Source organism: Photorhabdus kayaii (assembly GCF_025384895.1).
Classification (GTDB): Bacteria; Pseudomonadota; Gammaproteobacteria; order Enterobacterales; family Enterobacteriaceae; genus Photorhabdus; species Photorhabdus kayaii.
On the sequence record NZ_JAJAFZ010000003.1, the window covers coordinates 36,754 to 63,217 of the forward strand.

Below are 26,464 nucleotides of genomic sequence, written 5' to 3' on the forward strand. Positions count from 1 at the left end.
GCAGAGTATAACTCTGTGACCGGTGTGAGTGATCGTTTTACCGCCTTGCAGCAAGGTTTTACCGTGTTATTATCAGTGGATGGCTCAATAACAATGCCACAATTTCACGCATAACGATGAGATATGACAAAATGACCGATAAACTAACCTCCCTGCGTAAACTGACAACAGTAGTAGCAGATACCGGGGATATTGCGGCGATGAAGCTTTATCAGCCACAAGATGCGACAACTAACCCATCTCTGATCCTTAACGCTGCACAAATTCCTGAATACCGTAAATTAATTGATGAAGCAATTGCGTGGGCGCGTGAACAGAGCGATTCCCGCGAGCAGCAGATTGTGGATGCCAGTGATAAACTGGCGGTAAATATTGGTTTGGAAATTCTCAAACTGATCCCTGGCCGTATTTCGACAGAAGTTGATGCTCGTTTGTCTTATGACACTGAACGCAGTGTTACTAAAGCTAAACGCCTGATTAAGTTGTATAACGAGGCAGGTATCAGCAATGATCGGATTTTGATCAAATTGGCTTCAACCTGGCAGGGTATCCGCGCGGCTGAACAGCTAGAAAAAGAAGGGATTAACTGTAACCTGACACTACTATTCTCCTTTGCTCAGGCGCGTGCTTGTGCGGAAGCCGGGGTTTATCTGATTTCGCCGTTCGTTGGCCGTATTCTTGACTGGTATAAAACGAACAGCGATCAGAAAGAGTTCGCTCCACACGAAGATCCTGGCGTCATTTCTGTGACTGAAATCTACCAATACTATAAACAACATGGCTATGACACCGTGGTTATGGGGGCAAGTTTCCGTAATTCCGGTGAGATCTTGGAATTGGCGGGTTGTGACCGTTTGACTATTGCTCCCGCACTGTTGAAAGAGTTGTCTGAAGCTCAGGGTGAAGTTGAACGTAAACTGGGTTATACCGGTGAAATTAAAGTGCGCCCAGAACCATTGAATGAAGCTCAGTTCTATTGGGAACATCATCAGGATGCAATGGCAACAGAAAAACTGGCGGATGGTATCCGTAAATTTGCTATTGATCAGGGCAAACTTGAGAAGATGATCTCTGATCTGCTGTAATGATAGGCGATAAACTATTCTTTTAGCGTTAAAGGCGGCATAATTGGCCGCCTTTTTGCTACTAAATTGTGTTAATTGAGGTTTATATGAATGAACTGCGCATTGGCTTGGTATCCGTCTCTGATCGTGCATCGAGCGGTATTTATCAGGACAAAGGGATTCCGGCATTAGAAGAGTGGCTGAAAAGTGCGATTACCACCCCTTTTCAGATAGAGGCTCGTCTGATCCCGGATGAGCAGATCATCATTGAACAAACCTTGTGTGAGCTAGTGGATGAAATCGGCTGTCATCTGGTTTTGACCACTGGTGGAACCGGCCCCGCACGCCGAGATGTGACGCCTGATGCTACATTAGCGGTTGCAGACCGTGAAATGCCGGGTTATGGCGAACAGATGCGTCAGATTAGTTTGCAATTTGTTCCAACGGCAATTTTATCCCGTCAGGTTGGTGTTATCCGCAGGCAGGCGCTGATTTTGAATTTGCCGGGGCAACCAAAAGCAATCGCAGAAACGTTGGAAGGCTTGAAAGACGAAAATGGCAAAGTTCTGGTATCCGGCATTTTTGCCAGTGTGCCGTATTGTATCCAATTGCTAGATGGCCCATATGTGGAAACCGATGATAAGGTAGTCGCGGCTTTTAGACCGAAAAGTGCTCGTCGTTGAACAATGAGTTGATTGTAGAAAGAATCAAAAAATCGAACTTTTATCCGCCACCTATCGAAAGGTAATTTCAACATTTTAAGCTTATAATTAGTTTGGTATTGTTGATTAGTTTGTTTGGAATAAATTTCGGGGTGAAAAAATGCAACGGTCAAAAAAAGTAAGGACTGGTTTTATTGTTGGCTTGGCATTGGTTATGAGTGCAATGGCACCAACGGTGACGCTAGCAATGGAGGCAAAGGCGACGGTAGCTCAGTTAATTAATCAGCGCCTTTCTTACATGAAAGATGTGGCGGGATACAAGGCTGAAAACCATTTACCTGTTGAGGTTTTGGCTCAAGAAAAGAAGGTTCTTGCTAAATCAATAAGTGAGGCTGAATCTTTCGGATTAAATGGAGAATCAGTCACACCGTTCATTATAATTCAGATGAATGCGGCAAAGGCGATTCAATATCGCTATCGAGCTGATTGGTTGCCTCTCCCTGAAAATAGTTGGCAACCGAAGCCGCTAGATGATGTTCGGATTAAAATTAGCGGGCTGAGTACGGAAATCCTCCAACAAATTGCGATCTTGCTCAAAGCCGGAGAGAAAATAAGCGTTTCTGACAAGGAAATGTTTATGAGGAATATTCAACAACACAATTTAAAGGATTCGGATAAACAGCAAATTTTCTCTGCGCTTGAGAAAGTGAAATTAAAATAAATCACAGCCCCTCGCCCTTAGCAAGAAAAGCCGGTCTTTTTAAAGTGAGCTTTTGGAGCTGGATTTGCTTTACGGTTTTTTAAGCTACCAGCAGCACGTACAGCAACAATCTGTTTCGGCATACAGATAACCCTGCCTGATATCACGAGACACTGATCATGTTGTACAGGGCTTGATACCTCTCAGATTAAAGCGGCCTTATAGTTTTTCACTGAACGTCATATGTTAAAAGTAATCGCCTACGGGCTAACTTGCGCCTTGTATCTTATTGATGGTAACTCCTCGGAAGTTAAATTTGACGTATACAACGTCAAAGACAGTGTGCTGATAAAACCGAACCCAAAGACTAAGCTTTTTCCTTAACTCCTGCCTGTAATTGTGGTGATAATTTGTTTTTTAGGTTGACAAAATCGACATTATTCATGACATTCATGCATATTGGCATGACAAAAAATCATTTTTGATTGTCATTATATTTAAGAGGTTGGTTATGAATATCGTTGCTGAGGACATTGTTGCCCTCATAGAAGCGTCCTTGGATGCTAATTATACAGAAGTTAGAAGTGTCAGTAATAGAATAGCTAAATCTATCAGTGCTGATGATATGGATGTTGCTAAAAAAATTAAATCCATAGTAAGACGTAAGGGAGTTCCACTTCGTAGTTCGGGATATAGTGATAGTTTACCTGTTGACCCTAAATCAAGAATGCCTTTAATTGAGGAACACCAGTGGTCAGTGACTCCTATTTTTTTGGGCGAGTCTGAGAGTATTACTTTCAATGCTTTTATTGAAAGTGTTAAGCATCAAAAAAAGCTAATTGAAAATGGGTTATCAGGAAGATTGGGGTTGCTGTTATCAGGTCCACCGGGTACCGGTAAGACATTGATTGCTGGTCATGTTGCTTCTCAACTAAATAGGCCGTTATTCGTTGTCAGATTAGATTCAGTAATATCATCATTATTGGGTGATACAGCTAAGAATTTAAGGCAAATTTTTGATTATGTACCTTCTAGAAACGGCATATTGTTATTAGATGAGGTTGATGCGGTTGCTAAGATACGTGATGATCGGCACGAAATAGGTGAGCTTAAACGTGTTGTGAATACTTTGATACAAGGCTTAGATTCACTGGATGATAGCGCAGTAGTAATTGCGGCAACTAACCACGCAGATCTTTTAGACCCCGCGATTTGGCGACGTTTTCCATATAAAATTCGCTTTGGTATGCCAAACCTAGAAGTTAGGGAGTCTCTTTGGAATCATTTCCTTTTCCAAGATAAGGGGATATCAAAGGAGTTAAAAGCACTATCTATAATATCAGACGGATTAAGTGGAGCAGATATTGAAACTATAGCAATAGCGGCAAGAAGACAGGCAATTTTGACTAATTCGGATATTGATATTGTAGCGGTCATTCAAGCAATAATTGGGGGTGATTCACATAACTCGATTATACCTTACAGAGAAGGGTTAAGCTCGGATAATAAAAAAAACATCGTTAATTTGCTTTCCGAAACTAAATTGTTTACTCAGGCTGAAATCGGTAGTTTTTTGAAACTAAGTAGACAGACAATTTCAAGCTATCTTAAGGAATAGGAATTATGGCTGAGGGTGTTAGAAGTCCTTTATTAAATCCTGTACTATCTTTTTTAGATAAGCCAGTTCCCAATACAGTGAGTGGTGGCGGGAAAAACTCTAAAGGTATAATTTGGGCACGATTAGATGATCAAAAAGAGAAGCTATCGAAAGAGCTTAGACGTATTAGCGAAGATGATGGTATTGTTTCCCATTCAGGTAAAATTCATCTATTAGCTAAAATGTTTGATGATTCTCTTGCACCATCTTGGACCCCTGATGATTTATTTGAAGCAGATGATTTAACAAGAATAGTTGCTCCGGCTTTTGATGGATACTTAGTCGAAATCTCAGGTTCTAGAATCTCTAGTTTGATTGAGAAAATAAAAAAAGCGAAAAATGCTCGAATTAAAGTCGATATTTCTCGTCTTGAAAGTATTATTGGTTTTGATAAAAATCAAGTATTACGAGGAAGAAAGGCAAAAGCTGTTTTTGAAGCGTTCGATGATGTAGAAAAGCAATTCAATGTTTGGATTTTACCATTCCATGATAAAAAAGCAAGAGTATCTGTTAAGAAAGAACTTGAAGAATTTGCTAATCAGAAGATTATTGGTTTTGGTCATTCTAAATTTGATAATGTTTTTAAAAATGAAGAAATACAAAAAAAGGGAAATAGATATTTCCCAAGAAAATTGGATGAGTATTTAATCGACGGAACATTATCATTTACCACGGTAATAAATAATTTAGAGAATTTTAATAAGTTAATTAGCTCTGGTATTGTTTATAGAATTGAGCCGGTACATAATGTTTCAGCAAAATCAGTGCCACCAGGTAGCGGTAAAGAACCGATACCTAATTTATCTAACTTGAAAAATATCCCAACAGTAGTAATTGTTGATGGTGGTTGCTCTGCTGTTTCTTATTTACCTTTTAACGTAATGAGTATTACTCCATTAGTAGATCAGCATGATGCAGATTTAAAGCATGGTAATAAGGTTACTTCAGTAATTTGCCAAGGATCTGCATGGAATAATAATCTTGCTTTACCTGAGTTGGCGTGCAAGTTTATTAGCGTTCAAGCAATTAATAAAAAAGGAGTAGCTATCCAACCAACGACCGAACAATTTATTAACTATCTTAGAGATGTTGCTAATGAGACAAAAGGGATATCTCAGGTATGGAATCTTTCATTTAATGAGAGTGAGCCATATTATTCGAATGAAGAAATTAGTTATTTAGGGCATGAAGTTAATCGAATTGCCCGTAAGTTTAACATATTACCAATTATTTCAATCGGTAATGTAAGCAGATCAAATAGTATAAGATTGTGTCCTCCTGCCGATTGTGAATCTGCTTTAACTATAGCGGGACGATGTGCGGATGAAAATGGTATGGCAACTACACCTTGCTCGATGAGTTTGCGAGGGCCTGCTCCGGCAGGGATGAAAAAGCCGGAACTATCTTGGTTTTCAACGTTACGAATGATTGGTGGGGTAATAGATACTGGAACTAGTTATAGTACACCTCTTATTTCATCAATAGCAGCACATGTGTTTAAAAATCTAAAAGAACCTACTCCTGATTTAGTTAGAGCATTGTTAATAAATAAAGCTGAGAGGTGTGCACATGATTTGCGTCTAGGTTGGGGCTCACCTTGGAAAGAAGGTAATAACCTTCCTTGGTATTGTGATGAAGGGACAGTTACTCTCGCTTGGAATAGTAAAATTCGTGCAGGGTTTGCATATTATTGGAATGATATTCCTCTACCTACTGAAATGTTGGAAGATGGAAAAATTAAAGGAGAAATAATATTAACAGCAATATTAAAACCCTTGGTTTCTGAATTGGGAGGCGAAAATTATTTTGCTACTAGGCTACAGTGCTCTTTGCAGAGCATTAGTAACGACGGTAAAGTAAAAAATCTTCTTGGTACTATGAAGGAATCTAAAGAAAAAGAACTTCAGTCTCGCCAAGAGTTAGCTAAATGGAGCCCGATAAGACATCATGGAAAATCTTTTTCAGGAGTATCCGTTGATAATACGAAGTTAAGACTCTATGCTCGAATTTTTACCCGTGATTTATATCAGTTTGATATGTCATCACACCATGAACTATCTGAACAAGAGGTATCATTTGTCTTAACTTTTAAAAGTCACAATAAAGATTTTGGTATTTATAACACAATGAAACAACGTTTAGGACCAAAAGCTGAAGTTGGAATAATTGAGCAACATATTGATATTGATAATACAATATACCCTATGGATTTCAAGTTGCATCGCGACGGCAAGGGAAAGAATCCCTGGGAGCATAGATAACTATGTGACCGGGGTGAGTGCAGCCAACAAAGAGGCAGCTTGAAAGATGACGGGTATAGACATTGAAAAATGGGATAGCAATATGCTCATAACGGACTGGAAGAGGGGGAAAAATTTGCCTTCTTCCAACCCGCGGTTTATTACGGTTTTATCTCGCCAATGGGCAGAATAGTGCGTCCATACTGCTCATTCAGCACTTCCGCCATTGCCAGATAAAATGCGCTGGCACCACAAATTATCCCTTCATAACCGGCAATCGTCAGAAGAGTGGTATTTCCGGTAAAGTTGCCAATCGCTAACAAAGCGAACAACAGTGTCAGGCCACCAAAGATAAACTGTAGTACGCGGTTAGCCTTGAAGGTGCCAAAGAACATAAACAGAGTAAACACACCCCATAGGCCAAGATATACCGCTAAATATTGGCTGCTGGTGGCTTCTGCCAGTCCCATTTTAGGCAGAAATAATAACCCGACCAGACTGAGCCAAAACAACCCATAGGAGGTGAAAGCCGTTGCGGCAAAGGTATTGCCTTTCTTATATTCAAAAATCCCTGCCAGTACTTGAGCCAGGCCGCCGTAGAAAATGCCCATACTCAGGATAACGGATGCCAGTGGAAAGAAACCTGCGTTATGCAGATTAAGCAGAATGGTTGTCATGCCGAAGCCCATTAGCCCTAAGGGGCCGGGGTTAGCCAATTGATTCGCGTTCATAAGTCCTCTGAAAGAAAGTCATATACCCGTCATCTTTCAAGTTGCCTCTTTGTTGGCTGCACTCACTCACCCCGGTCACATAGTTTTCTATGCTCCCGGGGATTCGCTCCCTTGCCGTCGCGATGCATCTTGAAATCCATAGGGTATAAATAGCAAAGGTGGCGAATCATAATGATCTGTCAGCAATGAAACAATAATCTTTGAAATAATAAAAAGGTTTTTTTTTCGCATCCCCCCTTGATGATAGCTTTAACGACCCCATCTTATAATCAACCGCAGTTGCTAATCGCTGTCCTATACAGCCGGTGTTATAAGCAAGGGTGAGGAATCGCGTAGAGGCAAAAAATAGGTGCCATTGAAATGCAGAGAGTTATCCTCATATTGATTAGCAACTTGATTGATTACGAATTTCTTTGGAGGCGTTTAGATGGGTAAAATTATTGGTATCGACCTGGGAACTACCAACTCTTGTGTAGCTATTATGGATGGCACGACAGCTCGTGTGCTGGAAAACAGCGAAGGTGATCGCACAACCCCTTCCATCATTGCTTATACCCAGGATGGAGAGACTCTGGTTGGTCAACCGGCTAAACGTCAGGCTGTTACTAACCCGCAAAATACGTTGTTTGCTATTAAGCGTCTGATTGGCCGTCGTTTCCAAGACGAAGAAGCGCAACGCGATGTAGCTATCATGCCATACAAAATTATTGCGGCAGATAATGGCGACGCATGGCTGGAAGTGAAAGACCAGAAGATGGCTCCTCCTCAGGTTTCTGCTGAAGTTTTGAAGAAAATGAAGAAAACGGCAGAAGATTATCTGGGTGAGCCAGTGACTGAAGCGGTAATCACCGTACCTGCATATTTTAACGATGCTCAGCGTCAGGCAACCAAAGATGCGGGCCGTATCGCAGGTCTGGAAGTAAAACGTATTATCAACGAACCAACGGCCGCTGCACTGGCTTATGGCTTGGACAGAGAAGTGGGTAACCGTACTATCGCGGTTTATGACCTCGGTGGTGGTACTTTCGATATCTCTATTATCGAAATCGATGAAGTTGACGGCGAAAAAACCTATGAAGTACTGGCGACCAACGGTGATACTCACTTGGGCGGCGAAGATTTCGATAGCCGTATGATCAACTATCTGGTTGACGAATTTAAGAAAGATCAGGGCATTGATCTGCGTAACGACCCATTGGCAATGCAACGTCTGAAAGAAGCAGCAGAAAAAGCTAAAATTGAGCTTTCTTCCGCACAGCAGACCGATGTGAACCTGCCATATATCACCGCAGATGCAACTGGTCCTAAGCACATGAATATCAAAGTGACCCGTGCGAAACTGGAATCACTGGTAGAAGATCTGGTTAAACGTTCTATGGAGCCTGTACGAGTTGCATTGCAAGATGCCGGCCTGTCAGTTTCTGATGTGAACGATGTCATTCTGGTGGGCGGTCAGACCCGTATGCCAATGGTACAGAAAGTGGTTGCTGACTTCTTCGGTAAAGAGCCACGTAAAGATGTGAACCCTGACGAAGCGGTAGCAATGGGTGCTGCGGTACAGGGCGGTGTTCTGGCTGGTGATGTGAAAGATGTCTTGTTGCTGGATGTTACACCACTGTCTCTGGGTATCGAAACAATGGGTGGCGTTATGACTTCCCTCATTGTGAAAAACACCACGATCCCAACCAAACACAGCCAGGTGTTCTCTACGGCGGAAGACAATCAGTCTGCGGTAACTATCCATGTGTTGCAGGGTGAGCGTAAACGTGCCGGCGATAACAAATCTTTGGGCCAGTTCAATTTGGATGGTATCCAAGCAGCACCTCGTGGTATGCCTCAGATTGAAGTGACTTTTGATATTGATGCTGACGGTATTTTGCATGTATCTGCCAAAGACAAAAACACCGGTCGCGAACAGCAGATCACTATCAAAGCCTCTTCTGGTCTGAATGAGGACGAAATTCAACGTATGGTTCGTGATGCAGAAGCTAACGCTGAATCTGATCGTAAGTTTGAAGAGTTGGTACAAGTTCGTAACCAGGCAGATCAACTGGTTCACGGCACGCGTAAGCAAGTGGAAGAAGCGGGTGACAAGCTGCCAGCAGAAGATAAAACCGCGATTGAAAGCGCTGTAGCTGAGTTGGAAAAAGTTGCTAAAGGCGAAGATAAAGCGGATATCGAAGCGAAAATTCAGGCTTTGGTTCAGGCTTCCGCTAAGCTGTTGGAGATTGCTCAGCAGCAGGCTCAGGCTGGTGCAACCGCAGATGCTGGTGACAGTGCGAAGAAAGATGACGATGTTGTAGACGCTGAATTCGAAGAAGTTAAAGATAAAAAATAATAGCCCTTAGCGGGCGCGGTGACAGTTAGATGATGATAACTGTTGCTGATTAACCGGCACGGGCGTTGAGGGAACTCTGCGCCCGTGTGCGCATGTTAAGGGTAAAATAAGAGATGGCGAAAAGAGATTATTACGAGGTTTTGGGGGTTTCCAAAACAGCGAGCGAAAAAGAGATTAAAAAAGCCTATAAGCGGCTGGCGATGAAATATCATCCTGATCGTAATCAGGGCGATAAAGAGGCAGAAAGCCAATTCAAAGAAGTTAAAGAAGCTTATGAAATTCTGACGGATGACCAGAAACGGGCTGCTTATGATCAATATGGTCATGCTGCTTTTGAACAAGGCGGCATGGGCGGCGGCGGAGCTGATTTTAGCGATATCTTTGGTGACGTTTTCGGTGATATTTTCGGTGGTGGTCGTCGTCAACAGCGTCCAAGCCGCGGTGCTGATTTGCGTTACAGCATGGAATTGACGCTGGAAGAAGCGGTTCGTGGTGTGACCAAAGAGATCCGTATCCCGACACTGGAAACTTGTGATATCTGTCATGGTAGCGGCGCTAAAGCAGGAACCAGCCCTGTAACCTGTTCAACCTGTCAAGGTGCTGGTCAGGTTCATATGCGTCAGGGATTTTTCACCGTTCAGCAACCTTGCCCACACTGTCATGGCCGTGGTCAGATCATCAAAGATTCTTGCCATAAATGTCATGGTCATGGGCGAGTTGAAAGATACAAAACCCTGTCTGTCAAAATCCCGGCGGGTGTGGATACCGGTGACCGTGTTCGTTTGAGTGGTGAGGGTGAAGCGGGGGCTAAAGGCGCACCCGCAGGTGATTTGTATGTTCAGGTACAGGTGAAATCACACCATATTTTTGAGCGTCAAGAAAGTAATCTCTATTGTGAAGTGCCGGTTAACTTTGCAATGGCGGCACTGGGTGGAGAAATCGAAGTTCCAACTCTCGATGGCCGTGTGAAATTGAAAATACCTGCGGAAACCCAGACAGGTAAAATGTTCCGCATGAAAGGCAAAGGTGTTAAATCTGTCCGCGGTGGTGTTCAGGGTGATTTATTGTGCCGGGTAGTGGTAGAAACGCCGGTTAAATTAAATGAAAGACAGAAAGAATTACTGCGCGAATTGGGTGAATCTTTCGGTGGGGCCGGCGAAGAAACGAATAGCCCACGTTCTAAAAGTTTCTTCGATGGCGTAAAGAAATTTTTTGATGATTTGACCAAGTAAATATCTTCACATAATAGAGCTGGATTGTTAAATAAAGCTCGAATTATGGGTAAAAAGTCCTCGTTTTGGATGAGGACTTTTTGTTTTGGTTAAGAATTATAAACTAAACGTAATTTGTGTGAGCAAATTATAGGCATCATCCTCTTTTGGTGTCACTGATGGGTGATGAGTATACGATAAGCTATTAGTCCAATAGATTCCGTTATAAACACGATAACTATAGGCTACGGAAGCGGTTGCACTATAACTTTCAGCAAGTTGACCATTGCGAGAGAAATAATTTTTTGCATCGTCACTGAACTTATTATAAGCCAGACCAAAAGTAACCATATCGTTTGGACGCGAATCAAATGGACCAATACTGAACAGTGATAATGAAATGTCGGCATTAAACAGGTTACGATCTTTTGGCGCATAGTTGGCTTTACCGTCAATATACCAGCCACGGAAAGGCATTGACGTATCCGGCTTGGTTATTTGGTGGGTAGCTGCGATATAATGAGAGTAAGTGTAATCTTCATACTCTGAATTGTTATAGTTAAAATAAGGTGTTTTATTGAATACCGATCCACCCCGCAGCCAGATCATATTCTCCGTTTCATTGGCATTAACACGATAACCTAATTCGTTGATGACTAAGGTTCCTGCACTGGGAAGTTTCCAGCGCAGACCATAGGTATTATATTTTGAATCGGTTTTTAAACCTTCTGAGCTTTGACTTCTGGCAACGCCAATGTGGTCATACCAACGTTTATTTTCCGATAAAAACCGAATATCTATCGATGGACTTGGTTTGCTAATGGTTAGTCCAGCTTGGGACAACATCACACTGGTTGGCCCTAGCGCTGATGATGCTGTACTGCTACCCAAAAATAAGCCATAAAAATGGGAGAGTAGTGTCGTATAGCCATAATTTAATATGACTCGATCATTCAATAAGGGTTGATTAATGGAAAAGGCTGAGACAAAAGGATGTCCATCTTGACCATTATTTTTGAAGTTATTATAAGCATAGGTTAAACCTAAACGCAGTTGCGCTTTATCAGTGAAACCAATCCGTGATAAATCATAAGTGAGTTCTGTCGCGGCGATATTACCGGTCGTTAAGCGCTGTCCCATATAATTGGGATTAGGCGTATTTTTCCAGCTTCTTGATATATCGTAGGTTAGATTAGTAAGTAGTTGAAAATTTGCATAAAAGCCACGATCGGCCATCTCTTTTCTAAGGCCGCCCCATTCAGGAAATACCGTATCGCATGCAGATGAAACCGAAGGTGTTTCTGGTCCTCTTGGTAAAAGGGTATCATACGAGTGACAGTGATTTTCCGCTGCTACCGTGATATTGTTATAAAGCAAAATAAGTGGAATCGTGAGTAAAAGAAATTTATTGGTTATTTTCATTTTCTACCTCCGGGGCTTGAAGGGTATTACCGTGACTGCTGATCACCTCTTTATACCAACTAAAACTTTTTTTACGCCGCCGTTCTAATGTTCCATTACCTTGGTCATCGCGATCAACATAAATAAACCCATACCGTTTTGACATTTCTGCGGTAGAAGCGCTGACCAAATCTATTGGCCCCCATGAGGTATATCCTAATAACTGAACTCCATCTTCAATGGCTTCCCGTATCTGAAATAAATGATCGTTAAGATATTTAATACGATAATCATCAATAATAGAGCCATCGTCTTGAATAACATCCCTGGCACCCAAACCGTTTTCTACAATAAACAGGGGTTTCTGGTAACGGTCATATAGCATATTGAGAAGATAGCGAATGCCTTGGGGATCGATTTGCCATCCCCATTCTGAGCTGGACAGATAAGGATTTTTCACCGGATTAATGATATTCCCTGAGGTCTTGATAATCTCAGGATTTGTCGTTGCACAGCTACTCATGTAGTAACTGAAAGAGAGAAAATCAACGGTTTCTTTGAGTGCTTTTTTATCTTCATCTGTGATATCAAGTGTAATATTTTGTTCTTCAAATAGACGGGACATATAGGATGGATAATATCCACGAGCTTGTACATCAAAGAAGAACAACCATTCGCGATTCTTTTTCAATGATTCTAATATATCATCAGGGTGACAAGTCAATGGATAATAAGGGGCCGCTGCCACCATATTACCTATTTTTGCATCAGGAATAATTTCATGGCAGGCTTTAACTGCTTTAGCACTGGCAACTAATTGATAATGTAGCGCCTGATAAATATCTTGAATTTTACTTTTTTCTGGTAATCCTGCGCCGGTAAAACAAGAGAATAAAGACATGTTAATTTCATTGAATGTCAGCCAATATTTTACTTTATGTTGGTAACGTTTAAAAACAGTTCTGGTATAATGGTCAAAAAACGCAATTGTTTCACGATTTCCCCAACCACCATATTTTTTTACTAAGCCATAAGGCATTTCAAAATGGGAAAGCGTAATGAGTGGTTGAATATTATATTTTATCATTTCGTCAAACAGGCGATCATAAAAAGCTAAACCATTTTCGTTCGGTATTTTTTCATCTCCTTCAGGAAATATGCGTGTCCAGGCGATAGAGGTTCTCAGGCATTTAAATCCCATTTCAGCAAATAGCGCAATATCTTCGGGATAACGATGATAAAAATCGATGCCAATATCCTTAATATGAAAATCACCCAAACTGCGTTCCATGCTGTGACCAATGACTCCACAAGGTTGCATATCTGAGGTTGATAACCCTTTGCCATCTATTTGATAGGCACCTTCAACTTGATTTGCAGCCAGCGCTCCTCCCCAAAGGAAGTTATTTGGAAATTGTTTTTTCATGATTTTCCTCTTGTTAATTGCTCGTTAAACTTGGAAGATATTCTCTTAATATGATTCTTCATTTCAGAGTTTAAATTAATTTTTTGCATGGGATGTTATTAGTGGAACTTTTACTTCTGATGGCAAACCGAATAAATAGGTTGCGATACAGGAGAAGACAAATGAACCTAACGAACCTAATATGACACTCCAGAAAGCACTATCTATGCCGGCGGGAGAAATAAATGAGGTAAACGCAAAGATACCCATGCCGCCAACGTTATATGCTGTTCCTGAATAGAAACCGACAATTGCCCCGCCAAGCGCCCCACCAATACAACCGATAATAAATGGACGTTTTAGTGGTAGTGTGACACCATAAATAGCAGGTTCGGTGATGCCAAAGAGACTTGATATCAGTGCGGTACCTGATAATGTTTTCATATTCTTATCACGTGTACGTAAAAATACCCCCAGAGTTGCGCCTGCTTGACCAAATATTGCTGGCTGGAGCAGTGGGGAGAGCATATCTTTTTTCTGGGTCATCATGTTATTGATCATTATTGGGATAAGTCCCCAATGCAGACCGAAAATGACACAAACTTGCCACAATGCACCCATAAAAAGTCCAGCAATGACCGGATTTAATTGATAGAAAAAGAGATATCCGGCAGCCAGGCTATCACTGAGCTCTGTTGCTATAGGGCCAATAACTACAAAAGTCAAAGGAACCGTAATCAATAGACACAGGAAAGGTGTGGCAAACAGTTTGACGGAGGAATGAAACCAGCTATTAAACTTCTTTTCCAGCAAGCAGCTAAACCATGCTGATAAGATAATGGGAATAACGGTTGAGCTATAATTAATGAAAGAGATAGGAATGCCAAGGAAATTGAGGTGAACAGCAGGAGTCGTTTGCGAAAGTTTAAATGCCTCGGTCATGGTGGGATAGGTTAAAGCGGCCCCGATAACCATCGTAATAAACGGGTTGCCTCCGAACCGCTTACCTGCGGTATACCCTAATAAAATAGGCATGAAATAGAGCATGGCATCACCGGTAGCGTATAAAATTTTATAGGTCCCGCTGTCTATGCTCATCCAATTGAATACGTTGGATAAAGCGAGAATGCCTTTAATTAATCCGGCGGCGACCAATACACCTAATAGCGGGGTAAAAATACTGGAAATAATATCAATGGCGACATCAAGAATGCGTTTTAAACCTCTGGCGTTATCTCGTTTTATCTCTTGCTGTGAAGTTATATTTTGTGCTGCTTCTGCATCATCTTGTAAGTATTTATGATTAATATCATCGTAAACATCCCCTACGTGACTACCGATGACGACCTGATATTGCCCACCACTCTCTACTACGGTAATAATTCCCTTAGTCTGTTTGAGTAATTCGCTATTGGCCAGACTGCTATCTTTAAGTTTAAATCGTAAACGAGTCGCGCAATGGACCAGGCTAGATATATTCTCTTTCCCACCTATTGCGCTAACTATTTTCTCTGCCAGACTTTCGTATCTCATTAGACTTCCCCTTCATTTAATACGCTGAAAACAGCGAAAGACCGAATTTAAGGCAAAAAAAAACCTAATCCATCATCTACAATCGCCCTGGAATAAGGGGATCGTGACGTGATGGATTAGGTTTTGCCCGACGTCAGTCGCAACTAAGTCGGTAACAAGCCTATATCAGTTGGTCAAAAACTAATTACTCCTTGCGATACTTGCAAGTTATTAAATGTAATTTTGGTAAAAATGTGATGCTTATCATAAATACCTTGGGTAAGTGGATATGTTGCTGTGTCGTTGACTTTGTAAAAATAATGCCTTAGCCTGAAAGATAACATAATGAATATAGTGTACAGGAGTGTTACTGATAAGATCAGGCACAACCAGGTCACAAATATATTTCACCTATTTTATAGGCTTAGGTTGGCGCATATAATAGTTTATCCTGTAAGGTATCTCTTTTGTTAACGATAGTAAAACTCATAAATAATAATGTCGTTCTTGCCATTGATGAGAATAATAATGAAGTTATTCTAATGGATAAGGGCATAGGTTTTAATAGAAAAAAAGGTGATAGGCTGAATATTCAAGATGTTGCAAAAGTCTTCACTGTTGAAAAGAACGATAGAATTAATCAAATTATTGCGACTATTCCAGTCTCAGTTATAGAGCTAACCGAGAAAATTATCGCATTAGGGAAAGATCTTCTTGGCAAATCTCTCAACGATTCATTACTCATTACTTTGTCAGAGCATTTAAACTTTGCATTTGAGCGTGTGAGTAAAGGATATCAGATTGGTAATGTCTTACAATGGGAGATCCCTCATCTTTACCCGTTGGAATATGAAGTCGGTAAACAGGCGCTTATCTATATTAATGACCAGATTGAAAAACCATTACCGCCGATAGAAGCCTCATTGATTGCCTTGCATTTTGTCAATGCTCAATATGAAGGGCAAACAATGGGAGATACATTAAAATTAACGAATTTGATTAATAAAACGGTTAAGCTCATTCATTACTATTTTCATGTTAACCTTGATACAACCTCGGTAAATTACTCTCGTTTTATTACGCATTTGCGCTATTTCCTGATTAGACAAAATAAAAATGAGCATTCTTCTGCGATTGAGGTGGATTTTTCTCTGCAAGAGTTGATAGAAGAAAAGTATTTCAAAAGCTACAACTGTGCAGTTAAGCTAATTAAATATCTGAGGGAGAAATACCAATGGAAAGTGCCCGATGATGAATTGATTTATTTAGTCATTCATATAGAACGGGTGGTTAATGATAGTTATAAGGGCAGAGAATGATAAGTAAATGGATCGTCAAATAAGTGTCAATCGCTAATGGTATTAGATGAGTATATTTATGTGATTTAGATTTTTTGGGTAACAGATTAGAGGTGGGGGATAAAATGAGAGATGAAGATTTTTCAAAAGAGATCATTAGATTTATTGGCGGACAAGAAAATATAAATAAAAGTTGGCATTGTGTTACCAGATTGCGTTTTAATATTATAGATGATAGTAAAATGGATATTGCTGCGATTAGAAAAATGCAGGGGGTTATTGGGGCGCATTTTCACAGCGGGCAATTACAAATAATTATTGGTAATAGAGTTGTTGAAATATTTAGTGAAATAATTAAGCAGTTAAAAGAAAATGAAGGAAATCATTATGGTCCAAAAAAGGGTTTCATTAGTCATATTCTTGACGTCATTTCAGGCATATTTGTTCCCATATTGCCAGCAATTGTAGGGGCGGGTTTACTTAAAGGCGGATTAATTTTTTTCTATATGATGGATTGGGTTTCAGAGCAGAGTAATGAGTATAAGTTATTATATATTTTTTCTGATACACCTCTCTATTTTTTGCCTGTTCTTTTGGCTTTTTCAGCGGCAAGAAAATTTAAAACAAATGAATTTATTGCCGCCACATTAGCGTGTATTTTAATTTATCCAACATTATCTGACCTTGTGAGCAGTTCTGGTGGCGAATATTTCAATGTATTTGGTATTACTATTCCCGCTATTCATTATAGTTATACTGCCATTCCAATTATTTTAGGGGTTTGGTTGCTCAGTTATATTCATAGATGGGTAGATAGGTTTATTCCAACGGTATTGAAAATAATATTTACACCATTATTGGTCTTATTAATTTCTGCACCTATTTTATTGATTGTTGCTGCACCGTTGGGAAATACAATTGGTTTGTATATTGAAAAGTGGCTTTTAATATTATTTTCCGTGGCTGGACCGTTTGCGGGATTATTGTTAGGTGGATTGATACCTATTTTAGTTATTACTGGGATGCATTATGCCTTTTTGCCAAGTGTTTTTGCTAACTTTAAGTCTCTTGGATACGATTTTATGTTATTACCTATCAGTTTTGCGAGTAATATTGCACAAGCTGGTGCGACATTAGCAGTCGCAATTAAAATTAAAGACAGGCAAATGAAATCATTAGCTTATTCATCTTCATTCTCTGCTTTTTTAGGCGTAACTGAACCTGCAATGTATGGCGTTACGCTTAAATTAAGAAAACCTTTTTATGCTGCATTAATGGGTGGAGCCGTTGGTGGCGCTATTATAGGTATTTTCTCTGTGAAAATATTTGCTTTTAGTGTGCCGGGATTGGTGTCATTACCTTTTTATATGCAAAAAGATAGCAATAATTTTATTTTTATTTTGCTTGGCATTTTTAGTAGTTTCTTAGTGGCATTTATATCCACTTTATTAATGAAATTAGAATCTAATGTTGATTCTATAGTATTAATAAAGCCATGCTTTTCAAAAAAGAAGAAAATCATATTACGTTCTCCGATGACCGGCACAATAGAATCTCTCTCAAGAGTACCTGACGATACTTTTTCTGAAAAAATTATTGGTGATGGTATTGCTATTATTCCTACCGAAGGTGTGGTTAAATCGCCTTTTAATGGTAAGGTTTCAATGATTACTCCGACTGGACATGCTATTGGTTTAATTTCCGATCAAGGAGTAGAGTTATTAATTCATATTGGTATTGAAACGGTAGGTTTGCAAGGCGCAGGATTTAATTTACAAATTATAGAAGGGCAGAGAGTGGTTGCCGGTGAGGTATTAGTTAATTTTGATCTGGAATTTCTTCAAGAGAATAAAATTCAGATTATATCGCCAATTATCGTCACTAATAGTGAGGAATATCACTCAATAATGCCGACTAAAAGAAGAAGAGTTATTGGATGTAAAGATGATTTGTTGGTTATTAATCGATGTTGATTTGTTTTCCAAGTAATTAGTGTATGTTGATAATATTCTTAATGCTTTTTTTTATTTAAAGATTGCGATATGACCAGTTTTAATACCTGTTAATTATTCATGCTGTTTTCTCGTTATTATTGTCTTATTTTATCTTTTCTGTCGAATTCTTAGAAATTATCTAGCTATATAAATTCTGAAAAAATATATTTTTCATAATATTAAGTCATATTGAATACTCATATTTTGAGGTGAAAAATTAAACAATCTACATTGACAATTAACCCTAAAAGGGCTACTTTTTATTGTGTAATAATATAAGGTAGCGGAATGGCCGCAGCCTGACATCCCTAAAAAGGAAGAACGATGAGCACTACTGAAATGACTACTGCTGAACTCGAAAAAATCCACGCTGAAATAGCAAAATTAATGGCAGAAACGACAAAGATAAATCGTGAGGCGACGTGGTATCCGATTGTTGTTGCTTCTACTCTTATTGGTGCGGTAGCGACTATCACAACTCTATTGCTCAAATTCATTTAATTGATTGGCCCCGTAAGGGGCTTTGTTCTGGAATACTTATGCGACTGATCGGCAATTATTCTCCTCCTACTACAGAAGATCTCATTAAACTCAAAGAAGAATTAGGTTTCACGGGAGAACAAATGGCCGATTTAGCGGGAGTTTCCGGTAACAATCAATGGAGAAAATACACGGGTGGGAAAATGCCACGTGTTATTTCTCCGCACATTCTATTTTATATAGCAACACAGTTAACACTATCAGAAGATGATTTAAACCGCATTTTGGCTAAGATGCGGGAAATTGGTGCTAATGTAAGATAAATAGGCACGCTCCACTTAACGATTTCCTCTGATTGATAATCTATTTTATTGAGATGTAGATCATCAATAGATCGGTTATAGCGAATTATTCTGGTCATAAAATCGATTTTTTTCGAAACCATAGCTAGAGTACCATTTAAGTCCGATCAGTTTCAGAGGTTAATCATCGTGACAGCAATTATTCGTCAATTCCTGAAATTAGAAGCGGCTGGAGGGCTTCTTCTTATCATCACTGCCATTATTGCGTTGATAATGGCAAACTCGCCATTACAGGGTATTTATCAGCAATTTCTTAATATTTCGGTGGCAGTACAATTCGCTGCACTGGAGATCAATAAGCCTTTGTTGTTGTGGATTAATGATGGCTTGATGGCGGTCTTCTTTTTGATTGTTGGTTTGGAAGTAAAACGGGAACTGTTGGAAGGCTCTTTGGCAGGGCGTGATAAGGCACTATTTCCGGTGATAGCGGCGATAGGTGGTATGGTCGCTCCGGCACTAATATATCTACTCTTTAATGGCAATGATGAGTTTACCCGTCAGGGTTGGGCTATTCCTGCGGCAACCGATATTGCTTTTGCCTTGGGTGTGATGGCGCTATTGTCTAAGCGAGTACCAACAGAACTCAAGGTTTTCTTGTTGGCACTTGCGATTATTGATGATCTGGGCGTTATCGTGATTATCGCTCTGTTTTATACCAAAACAGTTTCTCTTGTGGCGCTTGGATTGTCAGCGGCAATGATTGCTTTGCTGGTTTGGATGAATTGGCGCGGTGTCGAAAAAACATCGGCTTATCTGGCTGTTGGCACTATCCTTTGGGTTTGCATCTTGAAATCGGGTGTTCATGCAACACTAGCCGGCGTCATTGTTGGTTTTCTGATTCCTCTGCGTGGTCAGAATGGTCATTCACCATCTGAATTACTTGAGCACGGTTTGCATCCTTGGGTGGCGTATCTCATTTTGCCATTATTTGCATTTGCCAATGCAGGTGTAGCCCTGAATGGCGTTACGTTAAATGGTTTGACCGATATATTACCGTTAGGTATTGCTGTGGCTCTGTTTCTTGGTAAGCCATTGGGCATTTTTCTTTTTAGCTATATTTCTATTAAGATCGGATTTGCTAAATTGCCACAGCAGATTAATCTTAAACAGATATTTGCGGTTTCTGTTCTTTGTGGAATCGGCTTTACTATGTCTATCTTTATTTCAGGATTGGCTTTTGAAGGAGCGGATGAATCTTTCAGTGTCTATTCCCGTCTTGGCATTCTGATGGGTTCAACCATCGCTGCGTTTATAGGGTATGGCTTGTTACGAATGGTCTTACCAAAGAAAAAGTGATGGCAGAGTGGGGATAAATTCATTAACTTAGCCAAATGAAGTTCTACATTTTAGAGAAAATTTCTGGACTGACTCATCATTTTTGTATTTGCGGTACAACAACTCAAATTGTATCGCGGATACTTTATGTAGTGAAAAAACAGAAAATCACCGGGAGACGGTGGATTAGTAATGTATGGCAGGCGTTGTCTACCAGACGTAAGCGATACATAAGGAAAAACGTATGCGGGTGTCACATCTGAATTTTAATCATCTCTATTATTTCTGGCATGTTTGCAAGGAAGGATCAGTGGTTGGGGCGGCAGAAGCGCTTTATCTAACACCTCAAACGATCACAGGACAGATAAAAGCGCTGGAGGAGCGTCTGGGAGGGAAACTGTTCAAACGTCAGGGCAGGGGATTAGTGCCATCAGAGCTAGGACAGCTTATTTTCCGCTATGCGGATAAGATGTTTATGCTAAGCCAGGAGATGTTGGATATCGTTAATTACAGCCGTGAATCTAATCTTTTATTTGATGTTGGTGTTGCTGATGCACTGTCCAAACGTCTGGTTAGCCAGGTATTGAAAACGGCGGTTGTGGAACATGAGCAGATTCATCTACGTTGTTTTGAATCAACCCATGAGTTGTTGCTGGAACAACTCAGCCAGCACAAACTCGATATGATATTGTCTGATTGCCCGGTGGATTCTTCCCAACAGGAAGGGTTGTTCTCGGTAAAACTGGGTGAATGTGATGTGAGTTTCTTCTGCCGACAACCTATCCCGGAAAAACCTTTCCCCGAATGTTTGGAGGAACGTCGTTTATTGGTTCCAGGGCGTCGCTCTATGTTGGGGCGTAAGTTGTTGACTTGGATACGTAATAAAAATCTTCAGGTTGAAGTATTAGGTGAGTTTGATGATGCTGCGTTAATGAAAGCGTTTGGTATGTATCATAATGCGATTTTCGTGGCGCCATCTTTGTATACCAATGATATTTTTACAGATAATGATATTGCCGAGATTGGTCGGTTGGATGCCGTGCAGGAAGAGTATTATGTGATTTTTGCTGAGCGAATGATTCAACACCCGGCTGTTCAAAGGGTATGTAATAAAGATTTTTCTGCGTTGTTTAATGTGCTATCTAAGAAGCGTACTTAAAAAATAATTGATAGTAACTGCAAACACAAAAAAACCGGCGCAGGCCGGTTTTTCAGTAACTCAAACGCAAATTATTACATTGCGTTGATTTGCGCTGTCAGATTAGATTTATGACGTGCTGCTTTGTTTTTGTGGATCAGACCCTTACAGGCGTGGCGATCGACAATAGGTTGCATGTCATGAAATGCTTTCTGCGCAGCTTCTTTATCGCCAGTAGCGATAGCAGCATATACCTTCTTGATAAAGGTACGCACCATAGAACGACGGCTAGCGTTATGCTGACGACGTTTTTCAGACTGTATGGCGCGTTTCTTAGCTGATTTGATATTAGCCAAGGTCCAACTCCCAAATATATTCTATCGAGGACAATTCAAAGGCCGAGGAATATGCCTGTTCAACCTTCTTTTGTCAATGGATTTGTGCAAATAAGCGCCGTTGTACCGCGGCAACTTGTTTCGTTGTGATGGCGCAGGATTTTATCAGTTTACTTAGTGGGAATACAGTCTTTCACAATAAAAATCTCATTGAATAGTCCAGATAGAAATAAAATGAATATTTTTCGGGATTCCTGCTCGTTTTTGTTGTATGAATCAGGGCTATTGATTTAAATCATCTTATGATGGTGGGTTAACCTTGAGCTTTGTACAAGGTATAATTTGGTAATTTCCAGGGTATTGAGCCAGCTATGGAGCTAATTCGCGGTATACGTAATATCCGGACATGTCACCGCGGTTGCGTGTTGACGATTGGTAATTTTGATGGTGTCCACAGAGGTCATCAGGCACTACTGAAACACTTAAAACACGAAGGGCAGCGTCTGGGATTACCAGTAATGGTCATGATTTTTGAACCACAACCTTTGGAGTTTTTTGCTAAGGGTAATGCTCCTGCGCGTCTAACGAGATTGAGGGATAAAGCCAAATATCTCGCCCAATGTGGAGTGGATTATTTATTATGCGTGAAATTTGATAGAAATTTTGCGGCAAATACGCCAGAAGCCTTTGTTTCACGGTTGCTGGTGGAAAAATTGGGTGTTAAGTTTCTCGCTGTAGGAGACGACTTTCGTTTTGGTCAATCTCGCAGTGGTGATTTTGCCTTTTTGCAGCGAGCCGGTGAGACATACGGCTTTGATGTGACCAGCAGTGAAAGTTTTTGTGATGATGGTTTACGGATTAGCAGCACAGCTATCCGTCAAGCACTGCAAGATGATGATTTGGTATTAGCCGAAACATTATTGGGACATCCATACAGCATTTGTGGCCGGGTCGTTCATGGTAAGCGACTAGGGAGCACTATTGGTTTTCCAACAGCAAATTTGCCGTTAAAACGATTAGTGGTTCCGGTACACGGCGTTTATGTTGTTGAAGTCTATGGTTTGGGAGACCAGCCTTTACCGGGTGTTGCCAATATTGGTACACGTCCAACAGTCTCTGGTCAGGGTCAACAACTTGAAGTACATCTAATTGATACCCAAATGGATCTCTATGGGCGTTATATTGATGTGGTGTTACGCAAAAAATTGCGTAATGAACAGCGGTTTGCTTCCCTTGATGCACTCAAGCAGCAAATTGCGAATGATTTGGTTGCTGCGAAGGAATTTTTTAAGCAGCTACCTGTGTCATGTATCTAGCGGAAAATTGGAATTGAGAATCGAATGAGTGACTATAAAAACACCCTGAATCTGCCAGAAACAGGGTTTCCAATGCGCGGAGATTTAGCAAAGCGCGAACCAGATATGTTAAAACGTTGGTACAAAGATGAGTTGTATCAGGTAATTCGTAAAGCAAAAGCCGGTAAAAAAACATTTATTCTGCATGACGGCCCTCCTTATGCGAATGGCAGTATTCATATTGGTCACTCAGTCAATAAGATTCTCAAAGATATTATTATTAAATCCAAAGGAATGGCGGGATATGATTCGCCATATATCCCTGGTTGGGATTGCCACGGTTTACCCATTGAGCTTAAGGTTGAGCAGATTATTGGTAAGCCGGGGGAAAAATTTTCCGCCGCTGAATTTCGTGCCGAGTGCCGCAAATATGCCAAAGAGCAAATCGAAGGTCAGAAGAAAGACTTTATCCGTCTGGGCATATTAGGTGATTGGGAACGGCCATATTTGACTATGGATTTTAAGACCGAAGCTGACATTATTCGCGCATTGAGCCGTATTATCGCTAATGGTCATTTGTTGAAAGGTGCCAAGCCTGTTCACTGGTGTACCGATTGCCGTTCATCACTGGCCGAAGCTGAAGTTGAGTATTACGACAAAATTTCGCCATCGATTGACGTGCGTTTTAATGCGGTTAATGCAGCTGCCGTTTGTGAGAAATTTGGTGTGCAGGCACCAGATCAACCGGTCTCTTTGGTTATCTGGACAACCACGCCGTGGACGTTGCCGGCTAACCGAGCGATCGCTTTGCATGCTGAATTTAGCTATCAATTAGTACAGATTGAGGGTGAATGCCTGATCCTGGCTGCTGATTTGGTAGAAAGTGTGATGCAGCGTGCGGGTATAACCTCGTGGACAGTGCTAGGGAATTGTGCGGGTGCTGCGTTGGAGTTATTGCGCTTTAAACATCCATTTATGGGTTTTGATTCACCGGTTGTACTGGGTGATCACGTGACTTTGGATGCAGGTACCGGTGCTGTGCATACGGCCCCAGGTCACGGCCCGGACGACTTTGTTCTCGGTCAGAAATATGATTTGGAAGTTGCAAATCCGGTTGGACCTAATGGTTGTTATCTACCCGGTACTTATCCTTCTCTGGATGGCATGTTTGTCTTTAAGGCGAATGATATTGTGCTGAATATCCTGAGTGAAAACAATGCATTGTTGCATTTGGAAAAATTACAGCATAGTTACCCCTGCTGCTGGCGTCACAAGACACCTATCATTTTCCGTGCTACGCCGCAGTGGTTTGTCAGCATGGATCAAAATGGTCTGCGTAAACAATCGTTGCAAGAGATCAAAGGGGTTCAGTGGATACCGGGTTGGGGTCAGGCCCGTATTGAGGCAATGGTTGAAAACCGTCCTGACTGGTGTATTTCACGTCAACGTACTTGGGGTACGCCGATGTCTCTTTTTGTCCATAAAGAGACGGAAGAGCTTCATCCACGTACTATCGAATTGATGGAAGAAGTTGCAAAACGTGTTGAAGTTGACGGTATTCAGGCGTGGTGGGATCTGGAGCCAGCCGAACTGTTAGGTGATGATGCGGCTAACTATGTCAAAATTTTTGATACGTTGGATGTCTGGTTCGATTCGGGATCAACCCACGCATCGGTGGTTGATGTTCGCCCTGAATTCCAAGGTAATGCTGCGGATATCTATCTTGAAGGCTCAGATCAGCACCGTGGCTGGTTTATGTCTTCCCTGATGATCTCAACGGCAATAAAAGGTAAAGCACCTTACCGTCAGGTGTTAACGCATGGTTTCACTGTGGATGGTCAGGGCCGTAAGATGTCTAAATCTATCGGTAATACCATCAGTCCGCAGGATGTCATGGATAAATTAGGGGCAGATATTCTGCGTCTATGGGTTGCTTCTACCGATTACACCGGTGAAATTGCGGTATCCGATGAGATCTTGAAACGCTCTGCTGATGCATATCGTCGTATCCGTAACACGGCGCGTTTCCTGCTGGCAAACCTGAATGGTTTCGATCCTGAACAGCATAGGGTTAAACCAGAAGAGATGGCTGTGTTGGATCGTTGGGCTGTGGGGCGTGCTCAAGCGGCGCAGGCGGACATTACCAAATGTTACGATAGATATGATTTCCACACCGTTGTTCAACGTATGATGCAATTCTGTTCGGTGGAGATGGGATCGTTCTATCTCGATATCATTAAAGACCGTCAATACACCGCTAAGAGCGATAGTTTGGCTCGTCGCAGTTGTCAGACTGCGCTGTATCATATTGCGGAAGCATTGGTTCGCTGGATGGCACCTATCCTCTCCTTTACTGCTGATGAAGTTTGGAATGAGTTGCCTGGCAAACGTGCTCAATATGTATTTACCGAAGAGTGGTACGACGGTTTGTTTGGTCTGGCCGCAGGAGAACCAATGAATGATGTTTTCTGGGCTGATTTGTTGGCTGTGCGTGGTGAGGTTAACAAAGTGCTGGAGCAGGCACGTGCAGACAAACATATCCGTAGTTCACTGGAAGCCGCAGTGACGCTGTACGCCGATAATGAATTGGCGGACAAACTGAATAGCCTCGGAGATGAATTGCGTTTTGTTCTGCTAACATCTCAGGTTGTTGTTGCAGATTATGAGCAGGCTGGTGAAGATGCGCAACAAAGCGAAATCGGTAGTCTGAAAATTGCTTTCCGCAAAGCGGATGGCGAAAAATGTCCTCGTTGCTGGCATTACGCTAAAGATGTGGGATTGGTGGCGGAACAAGCAGAACTTTGTGGCCGCTGTGTAACTAATGTTGCCGGTAACGGCGAAGAGCGTAAGTTTGCCTGATGAATAAACCCATTTGCTCCACCGGCCTTCGCTGGCTTTGGTTAGTTGTTGTGGTATTGATTTTGGATCTGGGTAGTAAGCAGCTAGTGTTGCAACACTTTCATCTGTATGAATCCGTTCCATTGATACCTTATTTTAATCTGACTTATGCCCAGAATTTTGGGGCGGCTTTCAGTTTCCTTGCAGAGAAAGATGGTTGGCAGCGTTGGTTCTTTGCATTCATTGCCGTTGCTATTTCAGTTGTACTGATGGTGATGATGTATCGTGCCAGTGCAAAGAAGAAACTGAGTAATATCGCTTATGCCCTGATTATTGGTGGAGCATTGGGTAATCTGTTTGACCGGTTGGTTCATGGTTTTGTCATCGATTTTATTGATTTTTATGTCGGTGATTGGCACTTTCCAACTTTTAATATCGCTGATATGGCGATATGCATCGGGGCTGGATTGGTTATCATTGATAGCTTTCTAAGCCCGGATGAAAAGACCATCAAAGTGGGATAAGTAA

The 26,464-nt window shown here is 41.1% G+C and carries 21 protein-coding genes; 16 read left to right on the forward strand and 5 right to left on the reverse strand.

Going from position 1 to position 26,464, the window contains the following annotated elements:
- Positions 1–131 precede the first annotated feature (131 nt).
- The 5 genes from tal to LGZ98_RS02040 all read left to right on the forward strand — a co-directional run bounded on the left by tal (position 132) and on the right by LGZ98_RS02040 (position 6,344).
- Entirely contained in the window at positions 132–1,085 is a 954-nt protein-coding gene (tal, locus tag LGZ98_RS02020; RefSeq protein WP_262977630.1) for a transaldolase, read from the forward strand.
- Between the two features lie 86 nt (positions 1,086–1,171).
- Positions 1,172–1,747 (forward strand): molybdopterin adenylyltransferase, encoded by a 576-nt coding sequence (gene mog, locus LGZ98_RS02025; protein ID WP_113041518.1) that lies wholly within the window; start codon positions 1,172–1,174, stop codon positions 1,745–1,747.
- Positions 1,748–1,886: 139 nt separating this feature from the next.
- The gene (locus LGZ98_RS02030) at positions 1,887–2,447 is read left to right on the forward strand and encodes a chorismate mutase (RefSeq protein ID WP_113041519.1); all 561 of its coding nucleotides are present in this window, start codon (positions 1,887–1,889) and stop codon (positions 2,445–2,447) included.
- Between the two features lie 490 nt (positions 2,448–2,937).
- Positions 2,938–4,044, forward strand: a complete 1,107-nt coding sequence (locus LGZ98_RS02035; protein WP_113041520.1) for an AAA family ATPase — start codon at positions 2,938–2,940, stop codon at positions 4,042–4,044.
- 5 nt (positions 4,045–4,049) lie between these two features.
- Positions 4,050–6,344, forward strand: a complete 2,295-nt coding sequence (locus LGZ98_RS02040) for a S8 family serine peptidase (protein WP_262977631.1) — start codon at positions 4,050–4,052, stop codon at positions 6,342–6,344.
- A 140-nt stretch (positions 6,345–6,484) separates the two neighbouring features.
- Here the strand turns inward: LGZ98_RS02040 and satP are convergent, their stop codons facing one another.
- Positions 6,485–7,054 (reverse strand): acetate uptake transporter, encoded by a 570-nt coding sequence (satP, locus tag LGZ98_RS02045; RefSeq protein WP_113041522.1) that lies wholly within the window; start codon positions 7,052–7,054, stop codon positions 6,485–6,487.
- Between the two features lie 427 nt (positions 7,055–7,481).
- Between satP and dnaK the strand changes: the two genes are divergently transcribed.
- Positions 7,482–9,392: a molecular chaperone DnaK gene (gene dnaK, locus LGZ98_RS02050; protein WP_262977632.1), complete on the forward strand. Its 1,911-nt coding sequence runs from the start codon at positions 7,482–7,484 to the stop codon at positions 9,390–9,392.
- A gap of 113 nt (positions 9,393–9,505) precedes the next feature.
- Positions 9,506–10,624, forward strand: a complete 1,119-nt coding sequence (gene dnaJ / locus LGZ98_RS02055; RefSeq protein ID WP_011144959.1) for a molecular chaperone DnaJ — start codon at positions 9,506–9,508, stop codon at positions 10,622–10,624.
- A gap of 96 nt (positions 10,625–10,720) precedes the next feature.
- Here the strand turns inward: dnaJ and LGZ98_RS02060 are convergent, their stop codons facing one another.
- From LGZ98_RS02060 to LGZ98_RS02070, 3 genes are all read right to left on the reverse strand, one after another.
- Entirely contained in the window at positions 10,721–12,025 is a 1,305-nt protein-coding gene (locus LGZ98_RS02060) for a carbohydrate porin (protein WP_228899862.1), read from the reverse strand.
- A complete protein-coding gene (locus tag LGZ98_RS02065; RefSeq protein WP_228899866.1) occupies positions 12,009–13,430 on the reverse strand; it encodes a glycoside hydrolase family 1 protein in 1,422 nt (473 codons plus the stop codon). The genes LGZ98_RS02060 and LGZ98_RS02065 overlap by 17 nt, the downstream gene beginning before the upstream one ends.
- Before the next feature lie 75 nt (positions 13,431–13,505).
- Positions 13,506–14,942, reverse strand: a complete 1,437-nt coding sequence (locus LGZ98_RS02070) for a PTS transporter subunit EIIC (RefSeq protein WP_113041526.1) — start codon at positions 14,940–14,942, stop codon at positions 13,506–13,508.
- A gap of 446 nt (positions 14,943–15,388) precedes the next feature.
- Here LGZ98_RS02070 and LGZ98_RS02075 point away from each other — a divergent pair, with 446 nt between their 5' ends.
- From LGZ98_RS02075 to nhaR, 6 genes are all read left to right on the forward strand, one after another.
- Positions 15,389–16,240, forward strand: a complete 852-nt coding sequence (locus LGZ98_RS02075; RefSeq protein WP_113041527.1) for a PRD domain-containing protein — start codon at positions 15,389–15,391, stop codon at positions 16,238–16,240.
- A 104-nt stretch (positions 16,241–16,344) separates the two neighbouring features.
- A complete protein-coding gene (locus tag LGZ98_RS02080; protein ID WP_113041528.1) occupies positions 16,345–18,192 on the forward strand; it encodes a beta-glucoside-specific PTS transporter subunit IIABC in 1,848 nt (615 codons plus the stop codon).
- 345 nt (positions 18,193–18,537) lie between these two features.
- Positions 18,538–18,714, forward strand: coding sequence for a hypothetical protein (locus tag LGZ98_RS02085; RefSeq protein ID WP_158536510.1), 177 nt, complete (start codon positions 18,538–18,540; stop codon positions 18,712–18,714).
- 38 nt (positions 18,715–18,752) lie between these two features.
- A complete protein-coding gene (locus LGZ98_RS02090) occupies positions 18,753–19,016 on the forward strand; it encodes a helix-turn-helix domain-containing protein (protein WP_113041529.1) in 264 nt (87 codons plus the stop codon).
- 168 nt (positions 19,017–19,184) lie between these two features.
- Positions 19,185–20,351 carry a Na+/H+ antiporter NhaA gene (gene nhaA / locus LGZ98_RS02095; protein ID WP_113041530.1) on the forward strand — a complete coding sequence of 389 codons (1,167 nt, stop codon included), beginning with the start codon at positions 19,185–19,187 and terminating at the stop codon, positions 20,349–20,351.
- Positions 20,352–20,574: 223 nt separating this feature from the next.
- Positions 20,575–21,489 (forward strand): transcriptional activator NhaR, encoded by a 915-nt coding sequence (nhaR, locus tag LGZ98_RS02100; RefSeq protein WP_112876440.1) that lies wholly within the window; start codon positions 20,575–20,577, stop codon positions 21,487–21,489.
- 74 nt (positions 21,490–21,563) lie between these two features.
- Here nhaR and rpsT read toward each other — a convergent pair whose 3' ends face one another.
- Positions 21,564–21,824, reverse strand: coding sequence for a 30S ribosomal protein S20 (gene rpsT, locus LGZ98_RS02105; RefSeq protein ID WP_112876441.1), 261 nt, complete (start codon positions 21,822–21,824; stop codon positions 21,564–21,566).
- Between the two features lie 350 nt (positions 21,825–22,174).
- Here rpsT and ribF point away from each other — a divergent pair, with 350 nt between their 5' ends.
- From ribF to lspA, 3 genes are read left to right on the forward strand one after another with little or no spacing between them, the layout of a single operon-like run.
- A complete protein-coding gene (ribF, locus tag LGZ98_RS02110) occupies positions 22,175–23,119 on the forward strand; it encodes a bifunctional riboflavin kinase/FAD synthetase (protein WP_112876442.1) in 945 nt (314 codons plus the stop codon).
- Between the two features lie 24 nt (positions 23,120–23,143).
- Positions 23,144–25,957 (forward strand): isoleucine--tRNA ligase, encoded by a 2,814-nt coding sequence (gene ileS, locus LGZ98_RS02115; protein WP_262977633.1) that lies wholly within the window; start codon positions 23,144–23,146, stop codon positions 25,955–25,957.
- Positions 25,957–26,460 carry a signal peptidase II gene (lspA, locus tag LGZ98_RS02120; RefSeq protein ID WP_011144971.1) on the forward strand — a complete coding sequence of 168 codons (504 nt, stop codon included), beginning with the start codon at positions 25,957–25,959 and terminating at the stop codon, positions 26,458–26,460. The genes ileS and lspA overlap by 1 nt, the downstream gene beginning before the upstream one ends.
- The last annotated feature ends 4 nt before the right edge of the window (positions 26,461–26,464 follow it).